Origin of the sequence: Marinobacter persicus, assembly GCF_900114155.1 — a bacterium.
GTDB lineage: Bacteria > Pseudomonadota > Gammaproteobacteria > Pseudomonadales > Oleiphilaceae > Marinobacter > Marinobacter persicus.
This window is the reverse complement of sequence record NZ_FOSC01000011.1, coordinates 39390-58835: the sequence shown is the minus strand read 5'-3', so window position 1 is coordinate 58835 and position 19446 is coordinate 39390. Positions and strand designations below refer to the sequence as shown.

The window sequence follows — 19446 nt, the reverse complement described above, 5'->3', positions numbered from 1 at the left end:
TGTGGCTCGAGACACTCTGAACAGTCTTGAAGACGGCGGGCTTTTTCCACGCCTGCAGCAGCGTTATGGCTTGCGGGGAAACCCGCTGGACATGGATGCCCCGTTTTATGCCGGTGCCGGGCGCCAGCAGGCGCTGGAATCTTTGCGCCATCTGTGCGGTTTTGGTGACATGGCACTGGTCGTCACCGGCGAGCCGGGAACCGGCAAAACCCGCCTGCTGGCGGAATTTGTTCGCCACGAGGCCGGGCGGCTGGATATTCACCGGATTCCGGCGTCCGCGCTGACCAGTGCCCATGCACTGGCGCGGGACCTGAAGAAAGTTGCCCGCTCCGCCATTTCCGAAGATGCCGATGCCAGAGGCGTGGTGCAGGACTATTTTCGGTGGTCGGAGACTCGCGCCCAGCGTGGCAGCCGGCAGGTATTGTTGGTGGATGATGCCGGCCAGGGGGCCACAGAGGCGGTGCAGTTGTTGCTGGCCGGTTACCTGGCTGCGGATCGTTCCATGGCAGCCGTCCCGGTGTTTGCCGGTGAGCCCCCGCTTTACTCGATGCTGACCGAGTTGGCTGACAGTTCCCGGCTTCATCACATTGCGCTCACACCCCTGTCTCTGGATGACATTCGTGCCTATCTGCAGCCCCGGGTGGAGCGAGCGGGGGGCGCGGAAAAGCAATTGCTTTCTTTGGCTAACCTGAAAAAAATCCACGCCTTGAGCGAAGGGCGGTTCAGCAGGATCAGGCGGGTAACGCCAGGAGTCTGGCTGGACATGGTGTCTGCCGGAGCCGGCGGGTCTGCGGGTTTGCCATCCCTGTCGGGCGTACTTTCCGTGCGGACTTTGCGCTGGCCGGCGTTGGCCCTGGTGCTGCTTGGTGGCTCTTTCTGGTTTGTCTCCCAGCAATACAACGACGCGGTGCGCCAGTCGGAAAAACCGCCTAAAGTGGAGCCGGTGCGCAAAAGCATCACCATCGGCCCGGATAACCCGGAGGTCACGGAGGGCAATTCCGGTACCGTGGAGCGCATGCCGGAGGCAATGCCCGCGCCGGAACCGGTTCCCGAGACAACCGAGCAACCCTTGCAACCAGTGGAAGAGTTGTCCGAACCTGTCGAACCAGAGCCAGAGCCAGAGCCAGAGCCAGAGCCAGAGCCAGAGCCAGAGCCAGAGCCAGAGCCGCAATTTACGCCGGCAAATGCCGATGCCTTTGTGCCTCTCGCCGAATTGCGCCAGCGCGAAGGCTGGACGTTACAGCTGGTGGCGGGGCAGTTGGAGCAAACCGTGCTGAATGTGCTTGAGCGGGCCAATGGCGAAAACAACTTGAGCTATACCCTGGGCGAGCGCCAGGGCGAGCCCTGGTTCATGCTGGTATATGGTCAGTATCAGAGCAAGGATGAGGCCCGTGCCGCCGGCGAGAACCTGCCCGGTGCATTGCGAATCGACAACCCCTGGGTTCGTTCCTTCGATAGCTTCTGATTGCACCACCCTGGTGCATAAAGTCGGCTATTCTTGCAACAAGGCATGAAAATTCTTGCATACGTAGTTTTACGTGCGTAGAATCCCATCCCCCTTTTTTTAGGTGTCAGTACAAATTGTGCACTATCGTGGTGCGCAAACGGCTGATGGCAAAGCATTTCTACGCGAGAGAACGCTTATGACAACAGGCTTGTATCATCCCGACGAATTCAGGGACAACTGCGGTTTTGGCCTGATTGCCCACATGAAGGGCGAGGCCAGCCATAAGCTGTTGCAAACGGCTATCGAATCACTCACCTGCATGACCCATCGGGGCGGTATCGCTGCCGACGGCAAGACCGGTGATGGTTGTGGCTTACTTATACAAAGTCCGAGGGCTTTTCTGCAAAAAGCTGCTCAAGCGGCGTTTGATAAAAAACCTGGCGACTTGTTTGCAGTTGGCCAGGTTTTTTTAGCCCCGGACGAAGCCAAAGCGGCCGCTGGCCGTGCGGCGGTTGAAAAACGATTGACCGAACAAGGCCTGGATATTCTGGGCTGGCGTGAAGTGCCGGTGGACGACAGCTGTCTGGGACCCATGGCCCTGGAATGCCTGCCCCGCATTGAGCAGGTGTTTGTGGAGCCGGCCGGTAAATCCGAGAAAGATTTCGCCATCAGCCTTTTCGTCGGCCGTCGTCACGCCGAAAAAGACATGGCTGAGGACTCCGAGTTTTATATTTGCAGCTTGTCGCATCGCACGCTCGCCTACAAAGGCCTGATGATGCCGGCAGACCTCGCCAACTTCTACAAGGACCTGGGCGACCCGGACCTGCAAACTGCCATTTGCGTGTTCCACCAACGCTTCTCCACCAACACCATGCCCAAGTGGCCTCTGGCCCAGCCGTTCCGCTATCTGGCCCACAATGGTGAAATCAACACCATCGAAGCCAACCGCAACTGGGCGATTGCCCGTGCCGCCAAGTTCAGCTCGCCGGATCTGCCGGACCTGCAGACTCTGCAGCCGCTGGTCAACCTGTCCGGATCGGATTCCTCCAGCATGGATAACATGCTTGAAGTCCTGCTGGCGGGTGGCGTCGATCTGTTCCGTGCTGTGCGCATGATGATTCCGCCCGCCTGGCAGAACGTTGAAAACATGGATTCCGAGTTGCGCGCCTTTTACGAATACAACTCCATGCACATGGAGCCGTGGGACGGTCCGGCCGGTCTGGTCATGAGTGACGGCCGCCATGCCCTGTGCATGCTGGACCGCAATGGCCTGCGTCCGGCCCGCTGGGTTGTCACCAAAGACGACTTCATTACCCTGGCGTCGGAAGTGGGCACTTACAGCTACACACCGGACGATGTCGTGGCCAAGGGCCGTGTTGGTCCGGGCCAGATGCTGGTGGTGGATACCGAGACCGGCGATGTGCTCCACACCGATGACATCGACCAGCGTCTGAAAACCGCCAAGCCCTATAAGCGCTGGCTGAAAGAGAATGCTCTGCGGGTGGAAACCACACTGAACCAGGGCATTGCCGAGTTTGAGCTGATGGACCCGCAGGAGCTGCAGATTCATCAGAAGATGTTCAACGTTTCGTTCGAAGAGCGTGACCAGGTGCTGCGCCCGCTGGGTGAGAACGCCCAGGAAGCCGTAGGCTCCATGGGCGACGATGCGCCCATGGCCGTGCTGTCCAGCAAGGTCCGCCACGTGGGCGATTACTTCCGCCAGAAGTTCGCTCAGGTAACCAACCCGCCGATCGACCCGCTGCGCGAGTCCATCGTGATGTCGCTGGAAACCTGTCTGGGCGCCGAAAAGAACGTGTTCGAAGAAAGCGCCGAGCACGCGGACCGGATCATCCTGACCACGCCGGTGTTGTCGCCTTCCAAGTTCCTGCGCATCAGCCAGAACGATCGTCCCGGTTTTGAAGTGGCGAGCATTCCCCTGAGTTACAGCCCGGAGGTCGGGCTTGAGCAGGGGATTCGCGATGTGTGCGAACAGGCCGAACAGGCGGTTCGCGATGGCAAGGTGCTGCTTATTCTGACCGACAAGGATCTGGCCCAGGGCCAGTTGCCGGTCAACTCGCTGATGGCCACCGGTGCCGTGCACCATCATCTGGTCAAGCGGGGGCTGCGCTGCGACTCCAACCTGATCGTCGAAACCGGTTGGGCCCGTGACCCGCACCACTTTGCCGTGCTGTTCGGTTTTGGTGCCACCGCGGTTTACCCGTACCTGGCGTATCAGGTCCTGAATGACCTTATCCACACCGGCGAACTGGTGATGGATCCGGTCGATGCCAAGAACAATTACCGCAAGGGCATCAACAAGGGGCTGCTGAAAATCCTGTCGAAGATGGGTATTTCCACCATTACCTCTTACCGCGGTGCCCAGCTTTTCGAGGCTATTGGTCTGGCAGACAGTGTGGTGGGCCTTTGCTTTACTGGCGTGCCCAGCCGTATCCAGGGGGCGGACTTTACCGACTTCCAGAAAGACCAGGAGTTGCTGGCCTCGGTCGCCTGGAAGCCGCGCAAGCCCATTTCCCAGGGTGGTCTGCTCAAATACGTACATGGCCAGGAATACCATGCCTTCAATCCGGATGTGGTTGGCACCCTGCAGGATGCGGTGATCAGCGGTGATTATGGCAATTACCGGAAATACGCCAAGCTGGTGAACGAGCGCCCGGTGGCCACCTTGCGGGATCTGCTGGTGTTCAAGAAAGATCTGCAGCCCATTGAGCTGTCAGAGGTGGAGCCGGTGGAAAACATCTTCCCCCGCTTCGATTCGGCGGCCATGTCTCTGGGCGCGTTGTCGCCGGAGGCGCACGAAGCGCTGGCGGTGGCCATGAACAACCTGGGAGGCCGCTCCAACTCTGGTGAGGGCGGCGAAGACCCGGCTCGCTATGGCAGCAACAAGCGCTCGAAGATCAAACAGGTGGCCTCGGGCCGTTTCGGTGTAACCGCCGAATACCTGCGCAGTGCCGATGTCATGCAGATCAAGGTGGCCCAGGGTGCCAAGCCCGGCGAGGGTGGCCAACTGCCCGGCGGCAAGGTAAATGAATTGATTGCCCGCCTGCGCTATTCGGTGCCGGGTGTGACCCTGATTTCACCGCCGCCACACCACGATATCTACTCCATCGAGGATCTGGCGCAGCTGATTTTCGACCTGAAACAGGTCAACCCGGAGGCGCTGGTGTCGGTGAAGCTGGTGTCCGAGCCTGGGGTTGGCACCATCGCCGCCGGCGTGGCCAAGGCATACGCCGACCTGATTACCGTGTCGGGCTACGATGGTGGTACCGCGGCCAGTCCGTTGACCTCCATCCGTTACGCCGGCTCCCCCTGGGAGCTGGGCCTGACCGAAACCCAGCAGGCCCTGCGCGCCAACGACCTGCGGGGCAAGATTCGCCTGCAGACGGATGGCGGCATCAAGACCGGCCTGGATGTGGTCAAGGGTGCCATTCTGGGCGCCGAGAGCTTCGGCTTTGGTACCACGCCGATGGTGGCGCTGGGCTGTAAATACCTGCGTATCTGCCACCTGAACAACTGTGCCACCGGTGTTGCCACCCAGAACGACTACCTGCGTGAAGAGCACTTCAAGGGTACGGTGGAAATGGCCATGAACTTCTTCCGCTTCGTGGCGGAGGAAACCCGTGAATGGCTGGCAAAGCTGGGCGTGCGCAGCCTGCAGGAACTGGTGGGTCGTGTTGATCTGCTTGAACGCCTGCCGGGTGATACCGAGCGCCAGCAGAAGCTGGATCTGACGCGCCTGCTGGAGAACGACCACATTCCGGCGGACAAGCCGCACACCTGTCAGGTGGAGCGTAACCATCCGTTTGATGAAGGCAAGCTGGCCGAGCAGATGGTGAAAGACACTGCCGCCGCCATTGCCGAGAAATCCGGTGGTGCCTGGAACTACAGGGTAACCAACTGTGACCGTTCCATTGGTGCTCGCCTGTCCGGCGAAATTGCCGCTCGCCATGGCAACCAGGGCATGGTTGGCGCGCCGATCACTCTGGATTTGACCGGCACCGCTGGCCAGAGCTTTGGTGTGTGGAACGTCGGTGGCCTTAACCTCATTCTTGAAGGTGATGCCAACGACTACGTGGGCAAGGGCATGACTGGCGGCAAGCTGGTGGTCAAGCCGCCCCGTGGCAGTCAATTCAATACCCAGGAAACCTCGATTGTCGGCAACACCTGCCTGTATGGCGCGACCGGTGGCAAGCTGTTCGCGGCCGGTACCGCCGGCGAACGTTTCGCCGTTCGTAACTCTGGCGCTCACGCCGTGGTGGAAGGCGCTGGCGATCACTGTTGCGAGTACATGACAGGCGGCCTGGTAACCGTGCTGGGCGATACCGGCTATAACTTCGGTGCCGGTATGACCGGTGGCTTTGCCTACGTGCTGGACCGGGACAACACCTTCGTGGACAAGTACAACCACGAACTGGTGGAAATCCAGCGTATTTCCCGGGAAGACATGGAGGCACACCGCAACCACCTGCGTGGCGTGATCCGTGAACACATTTCCGAAACCGGAAGTGCCTGGGCAGCGCACGTGCTGGAAGATTTCGATGACTATATCAGTCGTTTCTGGTTGGTGAAGCCCAAGGCCGCGAATCTGCGCAGCCTGCTGGCGAACACCCGGGCCCGCCCAGAGTAATCGGAGTAGCATTATGAAAGAACGTCTTAACAATGACTTTCAGTTTATGGAAGTAGGGCGGGTTGACCCGAAAAAAGTGCCTGCCAAAAAGCGCAGGAACGAATTCGGGGAGATTTACCACCCGTTCAGTGAAACCCATGCGGCCTCCCAGTCACACCGCTGCCTGGAGTGCGGTAACCCGTACTGCGAGTGGAAGTGCCCGGTGCACAACTACATCCCGAACTGGCTGAAGCTGGTATCGGAAGGCAACATCATGAAGGCCGTGGAGCTGTGTCACCAGACCAACTCCCTGCCGGAAGTCTGTGGCCGTGTATGTCCGCAGGACCGTCTGTGCGAGGGCGCCTGTACCCTGAACGACGGCTATGGTGCCGTAACCATCGGCTCGGTTGAAAAATACATCACCGATACCGCCTTTGCCCTGGGTTGGAAGCCGGACCTGTCGGACGTGGAATGGACCGACAAGAAAGTGGCCATTATCGGTGCGGGCCCGGCAGGCCTCGGCTGTGCTGATATCCTGGTGCGTAATGGTGTCAAGCCAGTGGTGTTCGACCGGTACCCGGAAATCGGCGGCCTGCTGACCTTCGGTATCCCCGAGTTCAAACTGGAAAAATCGGTGATGACTCGCCGGCGCAAGGTGTTCGAGGAAATGGGCATGGAATTCCGCCTGAATACCGAAGTGGGTTCGGACGTGCAGCTCAAGGACATCATGAGTGAATTTGATGCGGTGTTCATGGGCATGGGAACCTATGAGTACATGAAAGGCGGTTTCCCGGGCGAAGACCTGCCGGGGGTGTATGACGCGCTGCCGTTCCTGGTGTCGAATGTGAACCGCCGCCTTGGCTATGAGAAACGGGAAAGCGACTTCATCGATATGAAGGGCAAACGCGTGGTGGTTCTCGGTGGTGGCGACACCGCCATGGACTGTAACCGCACCTCCATTCGCCAGCAGGCGGAAAGCGTAACCTGTGCCTATCGCCGCGACGAAGCCAATATGCCGGGTTCACGCAAGGAAGTGGCCAACGCCAAGGAAGAGGGTGTGAACTTCCTGTTCAACCGTCAGCCGATCGCCATCATCGGTGAAGACAAGGTGGAAGGCGTGAAGGTGGTCTCCACCCAGTTGGGTGAGCCGGATGAGAATGGCCGTCGTCGTCCTGAGCCGGTGCCCGGCAGTGAGGAAGTGATTCCGGCCGATGCCGTGCTGGTGGCCTTTGGCTTCCGTCCGAGCCCGGCCCCCTGGTTTGGTGAGCAGGGCATTAACACCAATGACTGGGGTCTGGTTGAAGCGCCGGAAGAGGCTGAGTTCCCGTTCCAGACCAGTAACCCGAAAGTCTTTGCCGGGGGCGACATGGTGCGTGGCTCCGATCTGGTGGTGACTGCCATCTGGGAAGGCCGCCAGGCTGCTGAAGGCATTCTGGATTACCTGGATGTCTGATTAACGGCTTGACCGGTGTCAGAAGGGCGGCTTGCTTCGGCAAACCGCCCTTTTTTATTCCTGCAAACGGGGTATCATTGCTCCCCATTATCCGTCTATTTACCAACACGCTGGAATGATTATGACTGAGCTGAAAAATGACCGCTTTCTGCGCGCCCTGATGCGCCAGCCCGTGGATCGCACGCCGGTATGGATGATGCGCCAGGCCGGCCGCTACCTGCCGGAATATCGCGCCACCCGCGCCAAAGCCGGTGATTTTCTCAGTCTGTGCAAGAACACGCCTTTGGCCTGCGAAGTGACCCTGCAGCCGCTCGAGCGCTTCCCGCTGGATGCCGCCATTCTTTTTTCCGACATCCTGACCATTCCGGATGCTCTGGGCCTGGGCCTGTATTTCGAAACCGGCGAAGGCCCGAAATTCCGCAACGTGATCCGCTCGGAAGCCGATGTGGCGGCCTTGCCTGACCTGAAAGCGGACGTGGACCTGGATTACGTGATGAATGCGGTCTCCACCATTCGCCGGGAACTCAACGGCCGTGTGCCGCTGATTGGCTTTTCCGGTAGCCCGTGGACTCTGGCCACCTACATGATCGAGGGCGGTTCTTCGAAAACCTTCTCGGAAGCCAAAAAGCTGATGTATGGTCAGCCTGAGGTGATGCATCGTTTGCTGGATCATCTGGCGGATTCGGTGATTGATTACCTGAATGGTCAGATCCGGGCGGGTGCCCAGGCCGTGCAGATCTTTGATACCTGGGGCGGTGTGCTGACCGGCTGGGCGTACGAGGAATTCTCACTTCGCTACATGAAGAAGATTGTTGATGGTCTGATCCGCGAGAACGACGGTCGTCGTGTGCCGGTGGTGTTGTTCACCAAGAATGGTGGCCAGTGGCTGGAGTCGATCGCCGATTCCGGTGCCGATGCCGTCGGGCTGGACTGGACCACGGATATCGGCGATGCCCGCCGTCGTGTGGGCGATAAGGTGGCGCTGCAGGGCAATATGGACCCGGCCATGCTGTATGCACCCAAGGAGCGCATTCGCGAGGAAGTGGCGGATATCCTGAAGCGCTATGGTCCCGGTACCGGTCATATCTTCAACCTGGGCCACGGCATTACGCCGGATGTGGATCCGGAGCATGCGGGGGCGTTTATTGAGGCGGTTGTGGAGTTGAGTCCGCAGTATCACTCGTAGCCTGCGAGCTTTTGGGGAGGCGTTCGGTTGGGACGGCCTCCGAAAAACCGCTACGAGCTCTTCCCTGAGCGCTTCTCTCAGGCCATCCCTGGCCTTCGAAATTTTTCGGAGGCCGTCCCAACCGCCCGCTTCCGAGCATGGGTGGTAGCTCTTTGATTACTTCCCATTAAGGACTATAGTTCTGACAGGAACCATTGATTTGTCAGGAGCTTCCCTTGTCTCAATCCCCTGAAAAACGCCAATTCCACCGTATCGAATTCGATGCCGTGTGTGAGCTGCACTGTGAGGAAGAGGTGTGGCAAACGGAGGTGCTGGATATTTCGCTGCAGGGTGTCCTGGTCAGAAAGCCCCGGGGCTGGTCAGCGCAGTTGAACAAACCCTGTGAGCTGGTGGTGCATCTGGATGACCACGAGCGGGCGATTGTCATGGCGGTGGAGTTGAAGCACGTGGAAGACGACCACCTGGGCTTTAAGTGCCAGTACATCGATCTGGACAGTGTGACTCACCTGAAGCGGCTGGTGGAACTGAATCTGGGTGATCCCGCGATGCTGGAGCGGGAATTTGCTCACATGATTGAGTGAGCTGTTAAAGCTCCTCCAACGCCGATAGCGCATCCGAAAGCTTGGCCACCGGAATCACCTTCATGCCATCCACCGGCTTGCGTGGCACGTTTGCCTTGGGTACCAGCGCGCGGGTAAAGCCGTGTTTGGCGGCCTCGTAAATTCGCTCCTGGCCACTGGGCACCGGGCGGATTTCGCCGGACAGGCCGACTTCCCCGAAGATCACCAGGTCCTGAGGCAGGGCGCGATTGCGGAAGGAAGAGACGACGGCGGCCAGTAGCGCCAGGTCTGCACTGGTCTCGGCGACTTTCACGCCGCCCACCACGTTCACGAACACATCCTGATCCGCCACGTGCATGCCGCCGTGGCGGTGCAACACAGCCAGCAGCATGGCCAGCCGGTTCTGGTCCAGACCCACCGCGACGCGCCTGGGGTAACTGCCCTGGGCCATGTCCACCAGCGCCTGGATTTCCACCAGCATGGGCCGGGTGCCTTCCCAGACCACCATCACCACGCTGCCCGGCGCTGCTTCTTCGCCCCGGTTCAGGAAGATAGCGCTGGGGTTTTTCACTTCTTTCAGGCCCTGTTCCAGCATGGCGAATACGCCCAGCTCATTCACCGCACCAAAGCGGTTTTTGATACCCCGCAGGGTGCGGTAACGGCTGTCGCTGGAGCCTTCCAGCAGGATGGAGCAATCGATCATGTGCTCCAGTACCTTCGGGCCGGCCAGGCTGCCGTCCTTGGTGACATGGCCCACCAGCAACAGGATGGTGCCGGTCTGCTTGGCAAAACGAGTGAGGTAGGCGGCGCTTTCGCGCACCTGGGAGACCGAGCCCGGGGCCGATTCAATGTCGGCCACGTGCATCACCTGGATACTGTCGATCACCAGAATGCGCGGTTTCTCGGCTTCCGCCACCTGCATCAGGCGCTCGACACTGGTCTCCGAGAGCATTTTCAGATCGCTGGTGGGCAGGCTCAGGCGCTTGGCGCGCATGGCCACCTGCTGCAGGGATTCCTCGCCGGTGACGTACAGCGCCGGGGTTTTCGCGGCCAGCTGGCACACGGCCTGAAGCAGCAGGGTGCTCTTGCCCGCGCCCGGATGGCCGCCCATCAGTACGGCAGAGCCTTCTACCAGACCGCCGCCCAGCACCCGGTCGAACTCCATCATGCCGGTGCTGATGCGTGGCTGTTCCGCCAGGCTGACGTCGTCCAGGCTTTTGACCTCGGACAGGCTGCCAGCGTAGCCCTCAAACCGGGCGCTGCGGGCGCCTTTACCCGGCCCGGCAACACCGCGAACTTCGCTGATGGTGTTCCAGGCCTGGCAGGCCGTGCACTGGCCCTGCCACTTGGAGTAATCGGCGCCGCACTCGGTGCAGACGAAGGCGGTTTTGGCTTTGGCCATCGGGGGATTCCTGCGGGTGAGGTGGTTGTTATGCTTCCCCCCTCTCCCCCGGAGGGAGAGGGGATGGGGAGAGGGGGGAAGAGCGCGAGTTAAGCGAGCTTTTTATACTTCATGCGCTTGGGCTGCATCGCAGAATCCCCTTTGCGCTTCTTGAAGTCTTCATCGTACTCGGTGAAGTTGCCTTCGAAGTAAACCACGTCGCCGTCGTCCTCAAACGCCAGGATGTGGGTGGCGACACGGTCCAGGAACCACCGGTCGTGCGAGATCACCAGCGCGGAGCCCGGGAAGTTCAGCAGGGCTTCTTCCAGGGCGCGCAGGGTTTCCACGTCCAGGTCGTTGGTCGGTTCGTCCAGCAGCAGCACGTTGCCGCCCTGTTTCAGTAGCTTGGCCAGGTGCAGGCGGTTGCGCTCACCACCGGACAGGTCGGCAACCCGCTTCTGCTGGTCGCTGCCCTTGAAGTTGAATCGACCCACGTAGGCACGGGACGGCGTCTCGTAGTTGCCCACCTTGATGATGTCGTTGCCGTCGGACAGCTCTTCCCAGACGGTCTTGTCGCCATCCAGGTCGCGCAACTGGTCCACGTAGGCCAGCTCCACGGTGTCGCCCACGACGATCTCGCCGGAGTTTGGCTTGTCGTAGCCGGCAATCATCTTGAACAGGGTGGATTTACCGGCGCCGTTACCACCGATGATGCCGACGATCGCGCCCGGAGGCACACTGAAGGACACATCTTCGTACAACAGGCGGTCTTCAAAGGCCTTGCTGATGCCGTCCACCTCGATCACCTTGTTGCCCAGGCGCGGTCCGGGCGGGATGTACAGTTCGTTGGTTTCGTTACGCTTCTGGAATTCCTGGGAGCTCATTTCCTCGAAGCGGGCCAGACGGGCCTTGCTCTTGGACTGGCGGCCCTTGGCGTTGGAGCGCACCCACTCCAGTTCCTGTTTTACGGCTTTCTGGTGGGAAGCTTCTTGCTTGGCTTCCATTTCCAGGCGCTTCTCCTTGTTCTCCAGCCACTGGCTGTAGTTGCCTTCGAACGGAATGCCCTGGCCGCGATCCAGTTCCAGAATCCAGCCGGCCACGTTGTCCAGGAAGTAGCGGTCGTGGGTGATGGCTACCACGGTACCGTCGTAGTCGTGCAGGAAGCGCTCGAGCCAGGCCACGGATTCGGCATCCAGGTGGTTGGTGGGCTCGTCCAGCAGCAGCATGTCCGGACCGGACAGCAACAGGCGGCAAAGGGCCACCCGGCGGCGCTCACCGCCGGACAGGACTTTTACCTTCTGGTCCCAGGGTGGCAGGCGCAGGGCGTCGGCCGCCACTTCCATCTTACGCTCGATGTCATGGCCATCGGTGGCCTGGATAATCGCCTCCAGCTCACCCTGCTTCTGGGCCAGGGCGTCGAAATCAGCGTCCGGCTCGGCGTAGGCGGCGTAGACCTGGTCCAGCTCGGCCAGGGCGTTGTGAACATGCTCGACAGACTCGTCAACAATTTCCTTGACGGTTTTTTCCTCGTCCAGCTCCGGTTCCTGGGGCAGGTAGCCCACGTTGATGCCGGGCTGCGGGCGGGCTTCGCCGATGTAATCGGTATCGACGCCGGCCATGATGCGCAGCAGGGTGGATTTACCGGCGCCATTCAGGCCCAGCACGCCGATCTTGGCGCCCGGGAAAAAGCTCAGGGAAATATCTTTAAGAATCTCACGCTTGGGCGGAACCACCTTGCCCACGCGATTCATCGTGTATACGTATTGGGCCATAACCGGCTGTGTCCTCTATGTGTCGGAGGTAAAGAAAACCAATGTGCGGATTAGCCACGTAAGGTAGCGAAACGGGCCAGCTATAGCAATAAAGGATGATTTTCAACCCGTTTTCGCGGTAGAATGCCGCACCAAATTTTCAACAGTCCGGGCGCGATTGCACCGCCCGGGCCGGCCAATGACACAGAGGCAGCACACCCATGTTTAATCGTGATATGAAAATCGCCGGTTACGACGACGAACTGTGGACCGCGATGGAAGCGGAGCGCAACCGCCAGGAAGTTCATATTGAGCTGATTGCGTCCGAAAATTACACCAGTCCGCGGGTGATGGAAGCCCAGGGCAGCGTGCTGACCAACAAGTACGCCGAAGGCTACCCGGGCAAACGTTATTACGGTGGCTGCGAGTTTGTCGACAAGGCCGAAGAGCTGGCGATCGAGCGCGCCAAGGAACTGTTCGGAGCCGCTTACGCCAACGTACAGCCGCACTCCGGCTCCCAGGCCAACTCGGCGGTGTTCATGGCCCTGTTGAAGCCCGGCGACACCGTGCTGGGTATGAGTCTTGCCCACGGTGGCCACCTGACCCACGGTGCCAGCGTCAACTTCTCCGGCAAGATCTACAACGCGGTTCAGTATGGCATCAATAACGAAACCGGGCTGATCGATTACGACGAAGTGGAAGCACTGGCTGTCGAGCACAAGCCGAAGATGATCATTGCCGGCTTCTCCGCCTATTCCCAGGAACTGAATTTTGCCCGCTTCCGCGAGATCGCGGACAAAGTGGGCGCCTACCTGTTTGTTGACATGGCGCACGTGGCTGGCCTGGTTGCCGCTGGCGTATACCCGGACCCGGTACCTCACGCACACGTGGTGGCGACCACCACCCACAAGACGCTGCGTGGCCCGCGCGGTGGCCTGATTCTGGCCTGCGACGACGCCGACCTGCAGAAGAAGCTGAACTCTGCTGTCTTCCCGGGCGGTCAGGGTGGCCCGCTGATGCACGTGATTGCCGCCAAGGCCGTGTGCTTCAAGGAGGCCATGAGTGATGAGTTCAAGGCCTACCAGCAGCAAGTGGTCAAAAACGCCGCTGCCATGGCGGAAGTCTTCATTGAGCGCGGCTTTGACGTGGTTTCCGGTGGCACCAAAAACCATCTGTTCCTGGTCAGCCTGATCAAGCAGGACATCACCGGTAAAGATGCCGACGCCGCTCTGGGCAAGGCTCACATTACCGTGAACAAGAACGCCGTTCCGAACGATCCGCGTTCGCCGTTTGTCACTTCCGGCCTGCGCATCGGTACCCCGGCGGTGACCACTCGCGGTTTCAAGGAAGCCGAGTGCCGTGATCTGGCCGGCTGGATGTGTGACATCCTCGACAACCTTGAAGACGAAACCGTCATCGCCCGCGTGCGCGAGCAGGTTGAGGCCGTATGCGGTCGCCTGCCGGTTTACGGCTGAGGCAGGTGAACGCTTTTGCCCGGGGCCGCTGCTAAGCGCCCACCGGGCGCATTCTTTCCGGAGTTCAGGTTATGCATTGTCCTTTCTGTGGTGAAGCCGAAACCAAGGTGATCGATTCACGCCTGGTGGCCGAGGGCGACCAGGTGCGTCGCCGCAGGGAGTGTTTGACCTGTCACGAGCGCTTCACGACCTTCGAAACCGCCGAGCTGGTGATGCCGCGTGTGGTCAAGCAGGATGGCACCCGTCAGCCATTCGATGAAGAAAAGCTGCGGGCCGGTTTGATGAAAGCCCTCGAAAAGCGGCCGGTCAGCATCGAACAGATCGATGCCGCCCTGAATCGTATTCGCTATCGCTTGCGTGCCACCGGCGAGCGGGAAGTGAAATCCATGCGTCTGGGTGAAGAAGTGATGACCGAGCTGCGCCAGCTTGATCAGGTGGCCTACGTGCGTTTTGCGTCTGTCTACCGCAGCTTTCAGGACATTAATGAGTTCAAGGAAGAGATTGAGCGGCTCTCACAGGGTGATGGTGAAGCCGCCGCAGATGTGGCCCGGGCACTGGCAGACCAACCCGTGGACAAAGGCAAGTCATGATTCTGGACCGTGACCGGGCGATGATGGCCCGGGCCATTCAACTGGCTTGGCGGGGGCGTTATTCAACTCACCCCAATCCGCGGGTGGGCTGCGTCATTGCCCGGGGCAATCGTATTGTCGGTGAAGGTTGGCACGAGCGTGCCGGCGAGGCCCATGCCGAGGTGCGGGCGCTGAGCCGGGCCGGTGACCAGGCCCGGGGCGCCCGGGCCTACATCACTCTGGAACCCTGTAGCCATTACGGCCGCACGCCGCCATGCGCCAAGGCGCTGATTGATGCCGGGGTTTCCCAGGTATTCGCCGCTGTGCGTGACCCCAACCCATCGGTATCCGGCCGGGGGCTGGACATGCTGCGGGAAGCGGGCATTCGGGTGCACGAAGGTCTGATGGAGCAGGAAGCGGCGCGCCTGAATCCGGGGTTTATGAAGCGCATGACCACCGGTCGCCCCTGGGTGCGCCTGAAAATGGCTGCCAGTCTTGATGGGCGCACGGCCATGGCCTCCGGCGAGAGCCAGTGGATTACCGGCCCGGAAGCCCGGCGGGATGTGCAGCGTCTGCGGGCTCTGAGCGATGCGGTGCTGACCGGTGTGGGGACTGTGCTGGCCGACGACCCGTCCCTGAACGTGCGCCGGGAGGAGATGGGCGACATCGGCGACGCCACCGAACCCTCCCGTCAGCCGCTACGGGTAATTGCCGACAGGGATGCCCGTACACCGTCAGTTTCCCGTATTCTTCGCGGCGGCAATGTTCAGGTATTCTGCGCCAGCTCCACGCTGGCCACCGGTCCGGCGCAGGATCTGGCGGCACTGGGTGTCAGCCTCACTGGTGTCGCCTGGAAAGACAACGGCGTGGATGTGGCCGAGTTGCTGGATGCCCTCGGCGAGCTGGGTATCAACGAGGTGCTGGTGGAGGCCGGGCCGACGCTGGCCGGCACCTTTATCGGCCAGAACCTGGTGGATGAACTCTGGCTATACCAGGCACCGGTGTTTCTGGGCAGCACCGGGCGGCCCACGGCGCATCTGCCCATCGAAACCATGGCTGACAAGATACAGTGGACTGTACTGGATCGCCGTCAGGTGGGTGAGGATCAGCGCCTGATTCTCGCCCGCCGCTAACCGTTCCATTCATTTTCCCGGTGGTCGTTGCCGCCGCTGGAAAGGCAGGGTGCACAAACCTATGGCACTGAACAGTATTGAAGAGATCATCGAAGATATCCGTCAGGGCAAGATGGTTATCCTGATGGATGATGAAGACCGTGAAAACGAAGGTGATCTGGTCATGGCTGCCGAGCATTGCAGCGCCGAGGCCATCAATTTCATGGCCCGATTTGGCCGTGGCCTGATCTGCATGCCCATGACCCGGGAGCGCTGCGAGCAACTGGAGCTGCCCCTGATGGTGCACCAGAATGCTTCCGGCTTTGGCACCAAATTCACCCTGTCGATTGAGGCGGCCGAGGGCGTGACCACCGGTATCTCCGCCGCTGACCGCGCCCGTACGGTGCAGGCTGCGGTTGCCCGTGATGCCAAGGCGTCCGATCTGGTGCAGCCGGGTCACATTTTCCCTCTGATGGCCGACCCGGGCGGTGTGCTGAGCCGTGCCGGCCACACCGAAGCGTCCTGTGATCTGGCATCACTGGCCGGCTGCGAGCCGGCCGGCGTGATTTGCGAGATCATGAACGATGACGGCTCCATGGCCCGCCGGGAAGATCTGGAGCGGTTTGCCGAAGAGCATGACCTGAAAATCGGCACCATCGCCGATTTGATTCACTACCGTACCCTGAACGAGAAAACCGTGGAGTGCGTGGAAGAGAACAAGCTGGATACCGAATACGGCGTGTTCACCCTGCGTACCTATCGCGACAACATTCAGGGCGCGACCCACCTGGCCATGGTGATGGGCGACATACGCCCGGACCAGCCTACCTTCGTGCGCGTGCACATTACCGATACCCTGCGTGATCTGCTGGGCGCGCGCCGCAAGGATTCACGCAGCTGGCCGCTTCACCATGCGCTGGAGAAAGTGGCTGAAGAAGGGCAGGGCGTCGTGGTGCTGCTCAACAGCGCGGAAGACAGCTACAACCTTGAAGACCGGATTCACGAGTTTTTCGATCGGGACCAGGCTGCCTCCTCCAAGGGTGGTTCCGGCGTTTACTTTACCGTGGGTACCGGCTCGCAGATTCTGCGGGACATTGGCGTTGGTAAAATGCGTCTGTTGAGCCCGCCGGTGAAATTCTCCGCGATTTCCGGTTTCGACCTGGAAGTGGTGGAATATGTACCCTATTCGCAAGAGTGATGGTGATGAACGATATTAAAGTAATTGAAGGTGATTTTACCCAGTGCAGCGGTCGCTATGCCCTGGTGGTGGGCCGGTTCAACGGTTTCGTGGTGGAAAGCCTGGTGGACGGTGCCGTTGATACCCTGTTGCGCCATGGCATCTCCAAAGATGACATTACCATCGTGCGTGTGCCCGGAGCGTATGAAATGCCGCTGGCGGTCAAGCGTGTGGCGGAAACCACTGAGTATGATGCTGTGATTGCCCTGGGTGCCGTGATTCGTGGTGGTACCCCGCATTTTGATTACGTGGCCGGCGAAGCCTCCAGTGGTCTGGGTGCGGTCAGCCTGGACTCCGATGTGCCGGTGAGCTTTGGTGTGCTGACGGTGGATTCCATCGAACAGGCCATCGAGCGCTCGGGCACCAAAGCCGGTAACAAGGGTGCCGAAGCCGCCATTACCGCCCTGGAAATGGTTAGTCTGTTCAAGAAGTTGGGTGAGTAATGAGCGAAGCAGACGAAAATACCCCCCAGCCAACGAGCAACAAACCAAAAGCCGGCGACCGTCGCCGTGCCCGGGCTCTGGCCATGCAGGCGCTGTATCACCGGCATTACAGCAAAACGCCGGTGTCTGATATTGAGGCTGAGTTCATGGTCGATAACGACATGAGCAAAGTTGACCAGATGTATTTTCGGGACCTGCTGCGCGGCGTTCACCGCGAGCAGGCTGAGCTGGACCGGTTGCTGGAGCCTTATCTGGACCGTCCCCTGAAAGAAGTGGACCCGATCGAGCTGGCGATTGTGCGCTTGGGCACCTACGAGCTGAAGCACCGGGTTGATGTGCCGTACAAGGTCGTGATTAACGAGGGCATCGAAATGGCCAAGCGTTTTGGTGGTACCGAAGGGCACAAGTTTGTTAACAGCATTCTGGATAAACTCAGCCGCCGCCTGCGCATGGCGGAAACCCGCCCGCGCTGATCGGGTGGTTGTGAATGGGTGAGTTTGAGCTGATCCGGCAGTTTTTCCAGCCACTGGCCGATAGAGCCGTCACCGATCAGCTGATTCTCGGTCCCGGTGACGATTGTGCTATCCAGCGCGTGCCGCCGGGTCGGGATCTGGTTTTTTCTGTCGATACCCTGGTCGAGGGTGTCCATTTCCCCGAACATTATCATCCTGAGTACCTTGGCTGGCGGGCATTGGCAGTAGCCACCAGTGACCTGGCAGCCATGGGGGCCATGCCGGTTTGCTATACCCTGGCGTTGACCTTGCCGGAAGCCGACCAGAACTGGTTGGCCGGTTTTGCCAGAGGCCTGGCCCGGGCCAGTGAGGCGTTTGGGATTGCGCTGGCCGGTGGCGATACCACCCGTGGCCCATTAACGGTTACCCTTCAGGTTCATGGCACTGTCGCGACCGGAACCGGTTTGCGCCGCAATGGCGCGCAATCCGGAGACCTGGTGTGTGTGTCTGGCACGCTGGGAGATGCCGGAGCTGCTCTGGACTTTCTCGCTGCACCGGAGCCTTCTGCGGTTCAACAGCAGGTGCTGTCCCGTTATCATTTCCCGGAACCCCGCCTGTTCCTGGGCCAACAGCTGGTTGGCCGGGCCTCGGCGGCTATCGACATTTCCGATGGGTTGCTGGCGGATTTGCAGCATATTCTGCAAGCCTCCGGGGTCGGCGCCCGGATAAACGCCCAAGACCTCCCTGTCAGTGCGGCGCTCCGGCAGGTCCGGGGCGAACAGGCGCTGGAGCTGGCGCTGACCGCCGGTGATGACTATCAGCTATGCATCACCATCGGGCAGGAACAATGGTCGCAGTTGCCGGACCCCGTGAAGCAGGAACTCACAGTGATCGGGCGCATCGAACCGCAACCCGGGTTGCGATTGGAGGGTGCACCACGGATAGCCGCCAAAGCAGGATTTGATCATTTCGGGAGTGACGTTTGACCGATCATAAAGACTCTTCCACCAAGCACGCCAGCGACCCCGCCCTGGAGCCGGATGTCCCGCAGGCTATTTTGCCGCCGGGTTTTTTGCGTGATCCTGTGCACCTGCTGGCCTTCGGTTTCGGCAGCGGAGCGGCCGCCCGCGCGCCAGGTACCTGGGGGAGCCTGGCCGCCATTCCGGTCTGGTATCTGTTTGCCTGGCTGCCACAGCCTTTCTACTGGCTGGTGGTGGTTTTGGCCTGTGTGATCGGTATATGGCTGTGTGGCAAGACCGCCCGTGATCTGAAAGTGCATGATCACGGCGGTATTGTCTGGGACGAATTTGCCGGCATGTGGATTGCGCTGGCGTTAATACCGGACGATATTTATGGCGTGTTGATGGCGTTCATGCTGTTCCGGCTGTTCGATATCGTCAAACCCTGGCCCATCAGTTGGCTGGACAAACACCTGCCCGGCGGCACGGGCATTATGGTCGATGATATTGTGGCTGGTTTCATGGCGCTGGGTTGTTTGTGGGCCATCGACTTCTGGCTTATGCCGTTTATCGTTTAATGCAGGCGCTTTTCCTCCGGCAGCATCTGGACTACCTGCAGAAAACGGCGAAGGCCCTGTTCGGCCCGTTCCCTTGATGCAAACGGGCCGCTGTCAAAGCCTTCTCGGGTGGTGAAATACCATTTGTTGCCAACGCAGAAAAAACGGTTGCTCCGAAATGGCACCGATCCTTGTTCGCCGGCTCTTTGTTGCATCTCCATGGTGTCTCCCGGGCCCGAT

Annotated in this window: 16 protein-coding genes; 13 read left to right on the top strand and 3 right to left on the bottom strand. The window is 60.2% G+C overall.

Annotation, left to right across the window (positions count from 1 at the left end):
• The first annotated feature begins 1 nt into the window (after position 1).
• The 5 genes from BMZ63_RS12585 to BMZ63_RS12565 all read left to right on the top strand — a co-directional run bounded on the left by BMZ63_RS12585 (position 2) and on the right by BMZ63_RS12565 (position 9291).
• Positions 2-1465, top strand: coding sequence for an AAA family ATPase (locus tag BMZ63_RS12585; protein WP_091705990.1), 1464 nt, complete (start codon positions 2-4; stop codon positions 1463-1465).
• 178 nt (positions 1466-1643) lie between these two features.
• Positions 1644-6092: a glutamate synthase large subunit gene (gene gltB, locus BMZ63_RS12580; protein ID WP_091705989.1), complete on the top strand. Its 4449-nt coding sequence runs from the start codon at positions 1644-1646 to the stop codon at positions 6090-6092.
• A gap of 13 nt (positions 6093-6105) precedes the next feature.
• Positions 6106-7524, top strand: coding sequence for an FAD-dependent oxidoreductase (locus BMZ63_RS12575; RefSeq protein WP_091705987.1), 1419 nt, complete (start codon positions 6106-6108; stop codon positions 7522-7524).
• 121 nt (positions 7525-7645) lie between these two features.
• Positions 7646-8710: a uroporphyrinogen decarboxylase gene (gene hemE / locus BMZ63_RS12570; RefSeq protein ID WP_091705986.1), complete on the top strand. Its 1065-nt coding sequence runs from the start codon at positions 7646-7648 to the stop codon at positions 8708-8710.
• A 215-nt stretch (positions 8711-8925) separates the two neighbouring features.
• On the top strand, positions 8926-9291 hold the full coding sequence (locus tag BMZ63_RS12565) for a PilZ domain-containing protein (RefSeq protein ID WP_091705984.1): 366 nt from the start codon (positions 8926-8928) through the stop codon (positions 9289-9291).
• A gap of 4 nt (positions 9292-9295) precedes the next feature.
• Here BMZ63_RS12565 and radA read toward each other — a convergent pair whose 3' ends face one another.
• A complete protein-coding gene (radA, locus tag BMZ63_RS12560) occupies positions 9296-10672 on the bottom strand; it encodes a DNA repair protein RadA (protein ID WP_091705982.1) in 1377 nt (458 codons plus the stop codon).
• An 89-nt stretch (positions 10673-10761) separates the two neighbouring features.
• On the bottom strand, positions 10762-12423 hold the full coding sequence (ettA, locus tag BMZ63_RS12555; RefSeq protein ID WP_091705980.1) for an energy-dependent translational throttle protein EttA: 1662 nt from the start codon (positions 12421-12423) through the stop codon (positions 10762-10764).
• A gap of 200 nt (positions 12424-12623) precedes the next feature.
• Here ettA and glyA point away from each other — a divergent pair, with 200 nt between their 5' ends.
• The 8 genes from glyA to BMZ63_RS12515 all read left to right on the top strand — a co-directional run bounded on the left by glyA (position 12624) and on the right by BMZ63_RS12515 (position 19227).
• Positions 12624-13877 (top strand): serine hydroxymethyltransferase, encoded by a 1254-nt coding sequence (gene glyA, locus BMZ63_RS12550; RefSeq protein ID WP_091705978.1) that lies wholly within the window; start codon positions 12624-12626, stop codon positions 13875-13877.
• Positions 13878-13948: 71 nt separating this feature from the next.
• Complete coding sequence (gene nrdR, locus BMZ63_RS12545; protein ID WP_091705977.1) at positions 13949-14467, top strand: transcriptional regulator NrdR; 519 nt, start codon at positions 13949-13951, stop codon at positions 14465-14467.
• Complete coding sequence (ribD, locus tag BMZ63_RS12540) at positions 14464-15579, top strand: bifunctional diaminohydroxyphosphoribosylaminopyrimidine deaminase/5-amino-6-(5-phosphoribosylamino)uracil reductase RibD (RefSeq protein WP_091705975.1); 1116 nt, start codon at positions 14464-14466, stop codon at positions 15577-15579. Before nrdR ends, ribD begins: the two co-directional genes overlap by 4 nt.
• A gap of 61 nt (positions 15580-15640) precedes the next feature.
• Complete coding sequence (ribBA, locus tag BMZ63_RS12535) at positions 15641-16756, top strand: bifunctional 3,4-dihydroxy-2-butanone-4-phosphate synthase/GTP cyclohydrolase II (RefSeq protein WP_091705974.1); 1116 nt, start codon at positions 15641-15643, stop codon at positions 16754-16756.
• Positions 16757-16761: 5 nt separating this feature from the next.
• A complete protein-coding gene (ribH, locus tag BMZ63_RS12530) occupies positions 16762-17238 on the top strand; it encodes a 6,7-dimethyl-8-ribityllumazine synthase (RefSeq protein WP_091706174.1) in 477 nt (158 codons plus the stop codon).
• Positions 17238-17711 (top strand): transcription antitermination factor NusB, encoded by a 474-nt coding sequence (gene nusB, locus BMZ63_RS12525; protein WP_091705972.1) that lies wholly within the window; start codon positions 17238-17240, stop codon positions 17709-17711. The genes ribH and nusB overlap by 1 nt, the downstream gene beginning before the upstream one ends.
• A 14-nt stretch (positions 17712-17725) precedes the next feature.
• A complete protein-coding gene (gene thiL, locus BMZ63_RS12520) occupies positions 17726-18676 on the top strand; it encodes a thiamine-phosphate kinase (RefSeq protein WP_091705971.1) in 951 nt (316 codons plus the stop codon).
• On the top strand, positions 18673-19227 hold the full coding sequence (locus tag BMZ63_RS12515; protein ID WP_244888403.1) for a phosphatidylglycerophosphatase A family protein: 555 nt from the start codon (positions 18673-18675) through the stop codon (positions 19225-19227). Before thiL ends, BMZ63_RS12515 begins: the two co-directional genes overlap by 4 nt.
• Here the strand turns inward: BMZ63_RS12515 and BMZ63_RS12510 are convergent.
• Complete coding sequence (locus BMZ63_RS12510) at positions 19224-19427, bottom strand: DUF6316 family protein (RefSeq protein ID WP_091705969.1); 204 nt, start codon at positions 19425-19427, stop codon at positions 19224-19226. The genes BMZ63_RS12515 and BMZ63_RS12510 overlap by 4 nt on opposite strands.
• Positions 19428-19446: the final 19 nt, after the last annotated feature.